The sequence below is a fragment of the Ancylomarina sp. 16SWW S1-10-2 genome, assembly GCF_009669305.1.
GTDB lineage: Bacteria > Bacteroidota > Bacteroidia > Bacteroidales > Marinifilaceae > Ancylomarina.
Genome location: NZ_SADB01000003.1, coordinates 15,694 through 28,371 on the forward strand (window position 1 = coordinate 15,694; position 12,678 = coordinate 28,371).

10 protein-coding genes are annotated in these 12,678 nt (G+C 33.2%); 4 read left to right on the forward strand and 6 right to left on the reverse strand.

Going from position 1 to position 12,678, the window contains the following annotated elements; all coding sequences use genetic code 11:
* Positions 1-13: 13 nt before the first annotated feature.
* The 4 genes from EMN46_RS03200 (at position 14) to EMN46_RS03215 (ending at position 6,878) form a co-directional block, all read left to right on the forward strand.
* Positions 14-334 carry a hypothetical protein gene (locus EMN46_RS03200; RefSeq protein WP_154199234.1) on the forward strand — a complete coding sequence of 107 codons (321 nt, stop codon included), beginning with the start codon at positions 14-16 and terminating at the stop codon, positions 332-334.
* A 210-nt stretch (positions 335-544) separates the two neighbouring features.
* A complete protein-coding gene (locus EMN46_RS03205) occupies positions 545-1,402 on the forward strand; it encodes an AraC family transcriptional regulator (RefSeq protein ID WP_154199235.1) in 858 nt (285 codons plus the stop codon).
* A 563-nt stretch (positions 1,403-1,965) separates the two neighbouring features.
* Complete coding sequence (locus tag EMN46_RS03210; RefSeq protein WP_229130252.1) at positions 1,966-5,115, forward strand: TonB-dependent receptor; 3,150 nt, start codon at positions 1,966-1,968, stop codon at positions 5,113-5,115.
* Between the two features lie 62 nt (positions 5,116-5,177).
* Entirely contained in the window at positions 5,178-6,878 is a 1,701-nt protein-coding gene (locus EMN46_RS03215) for a RagB/SusD family nutrient uptake outer membrane protein (protein WP_154199237.1), read from the forward strand.
* A 628-nt stretch (positions 6,879-7,506) separates the two neighbouring features.
* Here EMN46_RS03215 and EMN46_RS03220 read toward each other — a convergent pair.
* The 6 genes from EMN46_RS03220 to EMN46_RS03245 form a co-directional block, all read right to left on the reverse strand.
* Positions 7,507-7,965 carry a hypothetical protein gene (locus tag EMN46_RS03220; RefSeq protein WP_154199238.1) on the reverse strand — a complete coding sequence of 153 codons (459 nt, stop codon included), beginning with the start codon at positions 7,963-7,965 and terminating at the stop codon, positions 7,507-7,509.
* Positions 7,966-8,249: 284 nt separating this feature from the next.
* Positions 8,250-8,972: a DUF3667 domain-containing protein gene (locus tag EMN46_RS03225; protein ID WP_154199239.1), complete on the reverse strand. Its 723-nt coding sequence runs from the start codon at positions 8,970-8,972 to the stop codon at positions 8,250-8,252.
* 24 nt (positions 8,973-8,996) lie between these two features.
* Entirely contained in the window at positions 8,997-9,212 is a 216-nt protein-coding gene (locus tag EMN46_RS03230; protein ID WP_154199240.1) for a hypothetical protein, read from the reverse strand.
* Between the two features lie 315 nt (positions 9,213-9,527).
* Positions 9,528-10,493, reverse strand: a complete 966-nt coding sequence (locus EMN46_RS03235; RefSeq protein ID WP_154199241.1) for a hypothetical protein — start codon at positions 10,491-10,493, stop codon at positions 9,528-9,530.
* Positions 10,494-10,762: 269 nt separating this feature from the next.
* The gene (locus EMN46_RS03240; RefSeq protein WP_154199242.1) at positions 10,763-11,563 is read right to left on the reverse strand and encodes an FRG domain-containing protein; all 801 of its coding nucleotides are present in this window, start codon (positions 11,561-11,563) and stop codon (positions 10,763-10,765) included.
* 183 nt (positions 11,564-11,746) lie between these two features.
* A complete protein-coding gene (locus EMN46_RS03245) occupies positions 11,747-12,613 on the reverse strand; it encodes a CBS domain-containing protein (RefSeq protein ID WP_154199243.1) in 867 nt (288 codons plus the stop codon).
* Positions 12,614-12,678: the final 65 nt, after the last annotated feature.

A 12,678-nucleotide genomic window follows, 5' to 3' on the forward strand; every position in this document is an offset into this window, starting at 1 on the left:
TAAAAATATTCAAATGAATTATAAATTTAGTCACATAGGAATACCAACAACAGAAGAGAAAAATTGGGATGGTTTTTACGAGCCAGGAAAGATTCATTATACAGATTTTACTAAAGATGAATTTGGTATTGAATGGATAAAATGTGATGCCGATAGTCCAATGCCAGCCATGTTTCAGAATGTTGCACATGTAGCTTATTTGGTTGATAATATAGAGGAGGCATTGGAAGGTAAAGAGATTTTGGTCGATATTTATTCTCCGGCTGAAGGGGTACTTGTAGCATTTATTGTTCATAATGGAGCTCCTGTTGAATTTACTGAAATAAAAGAGTAATATTATTGATATTTCATTTCAATTTTTAGCAGTTCATTGGTTTTACTAAGCCAATGGACTGTTTTGTTTTTATGTAATTTTGAACACAGACAAGACTAAATTCTTATTTTTTAAATGGAATTTAGCTATATTGTGCTAATGAATACTAATTAAAATAGTGTTTGTTATAGTCACGGCTAATATGTGTCTAATTCAGAGATTGTTGATTTTATGAAGCTGATATTAAAAAATACAGACAACTCCTTAAATGGACGAATAAACATTACCAAAAAAGATATTCCATGTTTGGATTCATCTTGGCATTATCATGACCAATATGAATTGTTATATATATCAAAAAGTAATGGAATCCGATTTGTTGGGGATAGTGTTTCTCAGTTTCACCCTGGCGATTTAGTTTTAGTGAGTCCTTATTTACCACATCTTTGGAGAAATGATGCTTCTTATTATGGAGAGGATGATACCAATAAAGTTAAAACTATTGTTATCAAATTTTCGAAAGATTTTATTGGAGAGGGAGCTTTTAATTTGGCGGAATTTGCTGACATAAATAATCTGTTTGAACAGTCTAAATATGGCGTTAGTTTTGGCGGAAAGGTTAGCCAAGCTCTCAATAATGAACTTATTGACATTATAGACTTATCACCAGCTCAACAATTAATTAAACTATTGGATATATTGTGTCGTTTATCTGCTACTGATGATAAAACAATATTATCATCTTCGGATATGCGTCAGTATACCACTGATAGTTCTGATCGTTTGGATTCGGTTATTAAATTTGTTTCTGATAACTATGCTAGAGACATTAATTTGAATGATGTAGCCGATATTGCTTGTATGACTACGAATTCTTTTTGTCGATTCTTTAAGAAGATGACTAATAAATCGTTCACGCAAATTCTTAATGAAATACGTGTTCGTAATGCTTCTCGTCTTCTAGTACAAGAAGATATACCTATTTCTGAAATATGCTACATGGTTGGTTACAATTCAATAACTAATTTTAACCGACAGTTTAAAGAGATAATGGGCAGCACTCCTAATAATTATCGAAATACGATATAAGTAAAATTCCCTTCATTCAACTCTTATTTACCTCTCACTTACCCTCATTTACCCTCAAATAAAAAGCGGGGTAAAATAATGCAAAAACAGGGTAAATTTAACCAATCTTAACTTCTGTATTACCCATAAATTTACAATAATAAATTAAAGGCTAGGTGTATATGAGTTCATACTCTGTGTGTCTTTATTTTATTGTTAGTATGATTTTACCCCTTTGTGGAAATAGTTTTATAAACAGAATGCTCATTTATATTGTTTGAGAGATTCGAAAGCCACATGTTAAAATGGTGTATTGATCTGCGATGTATTGACTCAAGCTAATTTTAAATATTCTTGCTGGAATCGTGTGTGAGATGAATTTAATTTTGGAAGGGTGTAGTGGTAATTTTTTTTTAATTCGTATTCGTTATGCAATCGATATAAACTTTAAAATGAAAACAGACTTAGATAGGTTTTTGAACTATCTGGGTTTAAAACTGAATTAAGAATCAACTAATCTTTTTTATTTACCTCAAGATGAAAAACAAATGAAAAAACCGAAAAATTTAAAGAAAATTTTTAGGATGTCAGCATTTACAATTTTTAGCTTTTTGCTTAGTGCAATGCAAGTTATGGCTGTAAATTCTAATTCACTAAATGCAGATTTATCAACCAATTTGGCTGATGATGAGATCGAAAATATTTCTGATGCAACAGTACAAAAAGATGTTACTGGAACAATTACCGATGGTTCAGGATTGTCTGTGCCTGGTGTTAGTGTTTTTATTAAAGGAACTACTAATGGAACAATTACCGACTTTGATGGATTATTTACTATCTCGGGTGTTTCCGAAGGAGATATAATAGTTGTGTCTTTTATTGGTATGAAAACGCAAGAAATTGTATTTGCCAATCAAACATCTTTAAATGTTGTATTGGAAGAAAATACAATTGGTTTGAATGAGGTTGTAGCAATTGGTTATACAACCAGAAAAAAAGGTGAAGTTACAGGTTCTATTAGCACAATTAAAGCAGAAGAGCTTTCTAAAACATCTAATAAGGATTTAGCGAAATCGTTAGCAGGTAAAGTTACTGGTTTAATTGTATCCGATAGAGGAGGTTACCCTGGAGATAATGATATGACTCTTTTAATTAGAGGTAAATCAACTTTAGGGAATAATTCACCTTTAATCTTAATTGATGGTGTTACTGCATCTACCTTTTCTAATTTGGCTCCTCAAGATATTGAGTCGTTAAATGTATTAAAAGATGGTGCTGCTGCTATTTATGGTGCACGTGCTGCTAATGGTGTAATTTTGATTACAACAAAAAGAGGTAAAGCAGGTAAAGCAAAAATTAATTTATCTAGTTCTATTAACTTTTCTTCTTTTTCTGCGAGTCCAGATTTAATGTCTTCGGAGCAATATGCAATATATAACAACGAAATAGCCGCAACAGCAGGAACTAAACTTCCTTATTCTCAAGAAGAAATTGCCAAGTATGCCGCTGGTGATGATCCTAACTATCCAAGTACAGATTGGTCTGATTTAACTTTTGCAGATTCTGCACCAGAAACAAGAACCTCTCTTTCAATTTCAGGAGGTAGTGACAAGGTTAATTACTTTGTTAGTGGTGATTATATGGATCAAAAAGGAATGTTTGAGTCGGGAGATTTGAAATTTAAGCAATATCAGGTTCGTTCAAATATTGATATGAAACTGCATGAAACTTTCACTTTAGGTCTTGATTTATCTGGACAATTTGGTAATCGAAAAGAGCCAGGTGTAGGTAGTAGTTATATTTATAAGTCAATTTATAATAATGAACCAACTGAAGTTGGGGTTTATTCTAATGGCCTTCCAGGTTGGGGTGGTGAGAATGGAGCCAATCCTTATGTCATGTCAAGCAGTGAGTCTGGCTTTGTTAAGCAGTTAGATAATGATTTACGTGGTAAAATATCTTACGACTGGAAATTAGATAAATTAACTCCAGGTTTAAGAATTAAAGGTTTTGCAGGATACAGAAAACAGAGTAATGATATAAAAACTTGGTATACGCCTTGGTCTGTTTATCAGGCTCAGGAAGGATCAGATGAGTACACTGAAACAGCTGGTTTTACACAAGATGGTAATGATAGAATTTTAACTGAAAGTTTTTGGAAATATGATGAGTTGATGTTGAATTCAACAATACATTATAAGAAAACTTTTGGTGAAGATCATAATATTAGTGCTTTTGCAGGTTATGAATATTTTTCATCGCAACAACGTTCATTCTCTGCACAGAAAAAGGGTTTTCCAAGTGATGATCATGCTGAATTATTTGCAGGTAGTGATGAAGGAATGCAATCTACAGGTACCTCTTATGAATGGGGAAGAGTAAATTATTTTGGATCTTTTTCTTACGATTATCAGAAAAAATACTTTGTTGACTTTACGATACGTCGAGATGGTTCAAGTAATTTTGGAGATAAGAAATTTGGTACATTCCCAGGAGTTGCTGTTTCTTGGGCAATAGATAAGGAATCGTTTATGGATGATATCTCATGGTTGAATTCTTTGAGAGTAAGAAGTTCATGGGCTCAAATGGGTAATGATCGTATTACAGGATTTCAATACTTGACAAAATACGAATATGGTGGAACAGGTTGGGCTCGTCCAAATTCCTATATTTTTGGAACATCTGGAACACAGTATAACTCTTACAACAGTAGTAATGTTCCAAACCCTGATATTACATGGGAAAAAGCGGATATGAAAAATATTGGTTTGAGTTTTAGCTTATTTGATTATAAACTATCAGGTGATGTCAACTACTTTTATCAAAAAAGAGAAGATATTCTAGTTACACGAAGTGCTTCAATTCCTGATGTTGCTGGTTTAACTTTACCACAGGAAAATTTAGGTAAAGTAGATAATTTCGGTTGGGAATTTGAATTGAACTGGAAAGATAAGATCGGAGAGGTTGATTATAATTTTGGGTTCAACTTTACTCAGGCTAAAAATGAGATTGTATATATGGATGAGGCAGCTGATGTTACTGATTATATGAAGCAAGAAGGACATTCTATGGACTCATATGTAGTTTATAAAACTGCAGGTATCTTTCGTGATCAAGCACAAGTTGACGCAACTGCAGTAAAGAAAGCAAACTCAGTTGCAGGTGATCCAATTTATTTAGATACAAATGGTGATGGTAAAATTAGTTCGGGTGATAGAGTTCGTACTTATGACTCTAATGTTCCTGAAATTCAATATGGTGTTCATGGTGGCGTAAGCTACAAGAACTTTGATGCAAGCTTTTTATTCCAAGGTCAAGCTAAAGCTAAAATGTTAGTGTTCTTTGATCAGCATGGTGCGAAACCAGACTATGTGTTTAATGATAGATGGACTACTGAAAATTCTAATTCTAAATATCCAAGAGCATTTGCACAGGATGATGCCAATTGTGGAAATCAAAGTGGAGATGCCGCTAACTTCGAGGGAGCAGATTTTTGGTTGAAGGATGCTTCATTTTTGAGATTAAAAGAAGTTCAATTGGGTTACACTTTCCCTAAAGACAAAATTAAGTTTGGAACACTTAAGGTGTTTGCTCGTGGATTTAATTTAGTAACAATGTTCTCTGATGTTTATGATTTAGGATTGGACCCTGAAGCTAGTGGTTACAATAACTTTAGAAGTAGTACATATCCATCTCTAAAGTCTTATACTTTCGGATTTAACCTTAGTTTTTAATAACAGTTAATAAATACTCCGTTTAACTAGGGAATGTTTTATTCAATATAAAAATGATAGAGATGAAAAATTTAAAATATATATTTATTGTATTTGCACTATTTGCGACATTTGGTTGTGAAGATGTGTTGGATACCGAAGCATCAGATGCTTTTGCTGAGGATTTAATTTACAGCGATCCAGATCAATTGGAAACATTACTTTTCACATCATACAATAGCACTGAAAGTTGGGGTTTGAATCGTCAAAATTGGTGGGGACGCCACTTTAATATTGAAACGGCGTCTTTCGAGGCTAAATTTAATTTTGATAATAAAGATTTACTAAGAATACGTGCTGGTTGGACTCCTAGTAATGTTGGTACTTTCAAGGAAAAATGGATTCAATATTGGGATTACGTTCGTTTAACTAATGAGTTCTTAGATCGTGTTGATGATAGTGAAGCGATGAAGGTTGATGCGGATAAGGTGAATATTCTTAAAGCTGAAATGAAATTTTTAAGAGCCAATTTATATTCAAAGTTGATTCGCTTCTATGGTGGCGTACCAATTATGGAACATGCTCTAGGTCTTGAAGATAATTTTAATTTGGAGAGAAATTCTTACGCAGAATGTGTTGCCTTTATTGTGAAAGAGTTAGATGAAGCTGCTGCCGTTTTACCACTTACTCGTCCTGATGATGAGTTTGGTAGAGCTACTAAATTGGCTGCCTTAGCTGTTAAATCGCGTACTTTGCTGTATGCTGCAAGTAAACTTCACGATCCAGCAACAGTGCCGAATGGTCCACTTTACGACTATGATAAATCATCAAAATGGCAAGATGCTGCCGATGCTGCAAAAGCAGTTATCGATTTAGTAGGAGCGAGAGACCTAATCTCAGTTGCTGATGCAAAAGCTTATCAGGAATTATTTTTATCTGCTAATGAAGATATTTTATTTGCAAGACCTTTTGGTTCGACTTACTATGATTTTGGTACGGATGCGACTACATTACCAGATGCGTCACAATCACCAAACGGTTACCTTGGATGGGGATTATCATCACCAACTCATAATTTCACATTGGAATTTAATATGGCTGATGGAACAAGTACTGATGGTTCATCCTTCGATTCTGCAAATCCAAATGAAGGCAGAGAAATGAGATATTATGCAGATATTCTTTATGAAGGTGCTCAGTTTAGAGGCAGAGCAGTTGATTATGCTTTATCTGTAGATCCTGCGAGTGTTCCAAATGGTTTAGATTCCCCTAAAGGAGAAGGTAATACTAAACATTCATCAAAAACAGGTTATAATATCAGAAAATTTCAGGATGAAAATGTTGACGTAACTGGGGGGATATCAGCTAAACGTCCTTATATTTTGTATCGTTTATCTGAAATTTATTTGAATTATGCTGAAGCAGAATATCATTTAAATGCAGAAGGACTTGCAAGAGAATATGTGAGTAAGGTTTCTATTAGAGCACATCAACCAGCTATTACGGCTACAGGAGAAGATCTTTTGGAATCAATTAAAAGAGAAAGACGTGTAGAACTTTGTTTCGAAGGACATAATTTCTTTGATGAGAGAAGATGGATGAATGAAGCTCACTTGGGTTTTGATATTAAAGGTCTAACATGGACAAAGGCTGAAGATGGAAGTTTATCTTTCGAAGAAAGTACAGTTGTTACAAGACCATGGTATGTGAGACATTACTATTTACCAGTTCCTTCAACAGAGATTGAGAAGGCTCCTGCATTGTTACAAAATTTTGGATATTAATATAAGATTTTAAGTTAGTGTAAGTTTAGTTACAATTAATTTTAGTTTTTGGCTATTAGAATGAATACCGGGAGGCGACTTCCGGTATTTTTTTGTGGGGTAAAATGCGATTGCCTTTGGTATCATTGGTACCTAACGAAGTGGGATAATGAATACCTGTTGAAAATAAGTATCTGTGAATAAAAAGCTCAAAAAGAAAAGGCGTAGCCTTATTCGTTTGGGATTGAAGCTGATCAAGCCTATGCATGGTCTCGTTCGCGCAATGAGGGACGAATTCATGAATGCTCGTAAAAATAGATGTTTTATATGAATCATGGGAGGCTGAGCTCCGGCGAAGCGTTCTCGAATGCCTTAATGTGAAATTATTTTATAAGGCATTGCTCATAATCCAATTCTTATAACGACTATTACTTTGGCTCGTTTGAAGAAAAAAGGTTATCAGTCGATGCTTGATATTTACAAACGAATTACGCCTGTTAGACGTGACTCTTTATTCCCCATAATTTAACGAACCGCTGTATACGAGACCCGCTTGGTTTATGCTGAGCTTGCCGAAGTATCTGGTGGTGTGAGAGGTTCTCCGTTAGGCTATTGACCTAGCGATAGTACTCGGATGTGTGCTGGTGTTTTATACTTCATATCCTAATATTCTGCATAACTCAATAAAAGTTTTCCAATCGTCTTTCTCCTTTTTGATTTTGTTCTTTATTGATTCATTATTTATAATATTATGTATTCGATAATCATATTGTTCTCTAAAAGTATTCAAGTTAATTAACTTTTTGTCTAACATTGTCTTACACAGTTCGAATTGGCCTAGATAAGCATCTACTAGGGCCCAGTCTTCTAGCGCTCCATTATTTTTTAGTTTTGAGTCTTTCTTGGTCCATTTACCTCCGTTTCTCAAATTAATATTTACTTCATCATGATTTTTAAATGCGTCTCTTAGGTCTAGCCAAAATTTAGCTTCTTCAATTCGTTTCGCAAACTTAAACTGTATAATTCCAATTACAATTCCTATAACTGCTAGAGGTAAACCAATTATGGTAATCCAAGTAGCTATCAATTCAATACATTCTTTTGTCATAATCTGTTATTTTTTGCACCGAGGTATATTTACACACAACGATCTTGCTAAGTTTTCGTGGGCGAGTTAAAAGAATTGCTCTTCAAATCACCAAGCTAATTAAATTTATAATTTTAAGCAAGCGCCATTTAATGGTCTTCTTCTTGCCTTGTTTTCTTTCCTAAAAATTCCGCAAACTAAACCATTCCCCATAAAGTAGCAATTCTGTCATCGGTTACGTCAACCTACCGTTCATGTTGGGCAGTTCCTGCCACACGAACGCTTAGTTGTTAGGGGGTAGTTTTTTATTTTATCAAATCTATTAGAAGACCAATCACTAAAGCTATAAGGAAAAAAGTAATAGATCCTAAAAAATAGGAAATAGGAGCTTTAAGATAATTCAGTATTTTTCTTTTGTCAAAAAATTGAGCGGTTGCCCAGAAAGCATAAGCTAAAACAATGTAAAAACCAAAACTTAAAATTGGTATTTTTGTTAAACTCTCCAGTATGCCTAAGAATGTAGCCATTAGCATTTGCATTCCGCTTACAAAAAGCAAAAAAATAAGAACCTCATAAAAGTTATAGTCATATTTTCGGTAGAATATTTTAATCCATATAGCTACAAAAACTGACATTAAAATATTTGAATAACCATAATTTTGACTTATCCATTGAAATATAAGTCTCATTACTGAATCTGAATCATTAGACTCAACCTGGAAATCGAGATACACATTCTTAAATTCAAAAATCTGCTCAAATATTGTATAGGTCAATGAGCAAATCAATATAAACATGATAGGCTTTACAAGTCGACTTCTGTCCTCAGAAATAAATTGTCTAATATTTTGTCCTGGCCTTATAAGTAATTCCTTTATCGTGTGGAAAATCCCTTTTTGAAAATTTAATACACTTCCGATTTCAGACGTAATATAACGACTATTAATCCTTTTAATTTCTTGTGGATGTCCGCAATAGGGGCAATAATCGCTTTGTATTTCATTTTTGCATTTTTTGCAGATATTCATTTGATTAATTCTTTTAGTCGTTTTTTATATAAGGTGTAAGTGGTAGGTTTTATTTTTCAGTTTCTTTCTTTTTTTCTTAAATGTTAGATATATACTAATTATAAATACTATCAGGTAAAGAAAACCTAATGCTTGCTTTCTAAATACAAAATTTTGGAAATCAAATTCTCTCATCAATGCTAAACCTAATGTGAATGCCATTAAGGCAAAAATGATATTGAAGCCTATTTTATCTTTCATATTTTCAATATTTTGTTAGTGTATATAAAATTCCACGTTCAAAATGGAAAACGTGTTCAATTTCGTGATTTATATTATGTCTGTCAATTCGTTTTGACTTCTATGTCGCAATTTTTATAATTAATTATTCTTGAAATTTTTCAGTTCCTTTGTTTGTGCTCGGTTTGGTAAAATTGTTGCCAACTGGCTTGTAATATGTTTTGCGGGCTTTCTAAGCTCTTCACTTTCAAATCCGCACTTAGCCAAATCTGTTATTTTCCTTAAATTCAAATCTGTGTCAAATCAAAGATTTGGCAATTCCTGCCACACGAACGCTTAGTTGTTGTTTACAGCTTTTTTAATTCCAAATCTCTTATTCGCATAGTCAATCAATATTGTCTCATTAAGGAAAAGAGCATTCCCAGTTAATCCAAATATATTATTAGATTCATAGAAATAATCATACTTTTTTGACTTGTCATAATAAACTGTAAGTTGAGGTAATACTTTATCACCAAATTTCAACTCAACATTACTCTTTAGTCCTATTTTAGTTTTTTTCTCACCCCATGAGTTTACAACCAATGAGTCAGTCACAGCAGAATCACAAATTAATTCTGCATTCTTCTCAATAGTCGATAATTCAAACATACTTGCACCTGTATCAAATAATACCCGAAGCTCCTGCCCATTAGCAGAAAATGGCAAGAGCAATCTGTTGTCTTCATTTTCCTTTAAAAACTGAAATGGGATAAAATTATAATCTGATGGGTTTACCATTGAAGCTTCTGTTATACAAATCTCACTGTTGGGGTAATCTAAAATGAGAATCTTGTTTTTTAGAATATCTGCCCCAATACTGCCAATTAAGATTTCTGTTTCATGACTAACAGAATCTATGGGAATTTCAATTCCATAGCCTTTCATACAAACTGCATTCACTTCGCTCTCAAAAGTACCTCCAATAGATATATTTAAGTTGTTTAAATGAGGATAAACACGTGTTTGCACCTTACATAAGTTGATTGTATCAAGCTTATTTTTCAATTGGGGAAACTTGTTATAAAAGCTACTAATCGTTTTTCCTCTGATTATTGTTTGATTAGAACCAAGGTCAAGCTGCATCAAAAAACTGTTAGGCAAGTTGTCAATCTTTACAGGTAATAAGATAGCTAACTTCTCAATATACCTACCTGAAACACTATCATTAACCCATTTGAATTTAGTGAACTTCTGTCCATTTGTTTGATTGACAATAAAAGTCATTACAATAATTAAAAGTCCAAGTTTTCTTATTTGCATATGTTCTGTTTAAAATTGTATACAACCGGTCTTGTTAAGTTGCGTGGGCGAGTTAAAAGAATCGCACTTCAAATCACCAAGCCCATTAAATTTATAATTTTAAGCAAGCGCCATTTAATGGTCTTTTTCTTGCCTCATTCCCTTTCCTAAAAGTTCCGCAAACTAAACCATTCCCCATAAAGTAGCAATTCTGTCATCGGTTACGTCAACCTACCGTACCTATTGGGCAGTTCCTGCCACACGAACGCTTAGTTGTTAGGCACTTTTATTTACCATCTGTCCATTTTATCTGGATTCTCATTCATGCTGTTTGCCATTCCAAAACCGTCCAAATCAGGAAATAACATTTTTGTTCTAAAATCAAAAACAGATTCCAAAATTTGCAAACACTCACTTTTCAGTTTTGACGAAATAGCAATGAATAACTTTGCTTTTGATTCCATTGGTAACTGTAAACTACCTGTTTTCTCCTTAGATACTGTGCTGTACAAAAATTGAGCATGCTGCGCTGAAATTCTAGATGATAATGTCGGAGACTCGTAAACCTGTGGATATTCATGCTTTTTACAACCTTTAATAACCTCATTGTAAGAATCCGAATCTAGCTCAGATTCCATACCTCCAATATAATGTGAGTGTATTCCGATTAACAAACCCATCTTGTCAGTTTGATAATTTACACAAAACCACAATGCCACAAATGCGTTCCTTGAAAAATCAACTAATCTTGTTGCAGCACCATGATGCTGTAATTTAGCGAGCAACTCTAAGTCAGACAATTCCCTTCCATTTTGAATTCGAAAACCTTTATGAGTAGCATGTCTTAATAAATGTCTCTCATAGCTTTCTAATTCAGCATTTTTATCTTTTAGATACGACGTACCTAATTGGATTCGTCTAAATGCAGAACTATCAATTTTCCAATCTATATTAGCTTGTCCTCTCCACATCCTAACAGGAACGAATTCATATGAATCCTGATTTTCTTTTTCGGTAATTAATTTAGTAAGTTCGACAAATGAAGCTGGTTGAAGACACTCTCCATAAATTTCACTTTTGTATATCTTCATTGCTTTTTAATTTCATAATTGTGCCTAACGGTCTTGATAAGCGTAGTGCGGAGCTTTCGAAGAGATAGACTTTCAAGTTCGCACTGAGCTTTGGTAAAAAACGTTTGCTTAAATTCATTTTTTAATAGTAATAAGTTTTTTGCCAAAGCGGACATTGTTTGAAACACAAACTTTAGAACTTAATCAAAACTCCGCATTAAGTTTATCTTTTGTTGTGTGTTCGTGCTTTTCTTCAGATTGAATTAGGAATTGCTCAATATGATTTATTGTCTCAACAAATAACTCCCATTTCAAATTTGATATTATGGAATTTTGACTATGAGCTAATTCATTTCTTATTTTTTCATTGTTGCTGATTAATTTTTCAATTTTGCTTTTTGAAAGGTTAAAGTTTGCTCTAAAGCCTTCCGATTCTTTTAGGATTACTTTTTTATCTGATATTTGTAAACATTCAAGTAAAGATAATTCATCATTATTTCCTTTTCGCTTGGAGAAAACCATTTCAGCTTCTTCTACTCTTTTGGGTTTTAATATTTTCCCCCACTCTTCCTCAGTTTCATAATAATAATTAATCCAATAGTTTAAGTGTAACTCAAATAGAGATAAAATTCCAAATAAATAAATTCTTATTATTGGTTTATTAATATCTGCTCTTGTAACAATACCTTCAATTTTACTTCCATCAATCACGAAAATAAACTCATTTTCTAATAGAATATTTAATAATTCAGCAATTGGAGTTGAGTCCGAAATTAACTTTTCTGTTCCTATATTATTGATATAATCCTGTATATAGCCATCATCTAATTCTTCTCGTATTACATAGCCAATCAAATTATTGTTGTCATCAATTACTCCAGCAGTGTCAAATTCTTTACATTTCAATTCATGTTTCACATAACAAACTTCATGTTCAGGCCTACACGATAGCAATGGTTCATAAATATGTCTTGTTGTTATATTGTCAATAAATAGACCCTGTATCTCTTTGAAAGAAGTACCCTTCCTTCTTTCCCCTGTTTCAGAGGATAACCATAATTCATATCCCATATTCTAACATTATTTGGTATGTATTTACATGACACACAACAAGTGGGTAAAGTGCAGTGCACTTT

What these genes read in the sequence shown, in the direction of transcription:
- EMN46_RS03200 (WP_154199234.1), top strand. Translation starts at nt 14, where the DNA reads ATGAATTATAAATTTAGTCACATAGGAATACCAACAACAGAAGAGAAA.
- EMN46_RS03205 (WP_154199235.1), top strand. Translation starts at nt 545, where the DNA reads ATGAAGCTGATATTAAAAAATACAGACAACTCCTTAAATGGACGAATA.
- EMN46_RS03210 (WP_229130252.1), top strand. Translation starts at nt 1,966, where the DNA reads ATGTCAGCATTTACAATTTTTAGCTTTTTGCTTAGTGCAATGCAAGTT.
- EMN46_RS03215 (WP_154199237.1), top strand. Translation starts at nt 5,178, where the DNA reads ATGAAAAATTTAAAATATATATTTATTGTATTTGCACTATTTGCGACA.
- EMN46_RS03220 (WP_154199238.1), bottom strand. Translation starts at nt 7,965, where the DNA reads ATGACAAAAGAATGTATTGAATTGATAGCTACTTGGATTACCATAATT.
- EMN46_RS03225 (WP_154199239.1), bottom strand. Translation starts at nt 8,972, where the DNA reads ATGAATATCTGCAAAAAATGCAAAAATGAAATACAAAGCGATTATTGC.
- EMN46_RS03230 (WP_154199240.1), bottom strand. Translation starts at nt 9,212, where the DNA reads ATGAAAGATAAAATAGGCTTCAATATCATTTTTGCCTTAATGGCATTC.
- EMN46_RS03235 (WP_154199241.1), bottom strand. Translation starts at nt 10,493, where the DNA reads ATGCAAATAAGAAAACTTGGACTTTTAATTATTGTAATGACTTTTATT.
- EMN46_RS03240 (WP_154199242.1), bottom strand. Translation starts at nt 11,563, where the DNA reads ATGAAGATATACAAAAGTGAAATTTATGGAGAGTGTCTTCAACCAGCT.
- EMN46_RS03245 (WP_154199243.1), bottom strand. Translation starts at nt 12,613, where the DNA reads ATGGGATATGAATTATGGTTATCCTCTGAAACAGGGGAAAGAAGGAAG.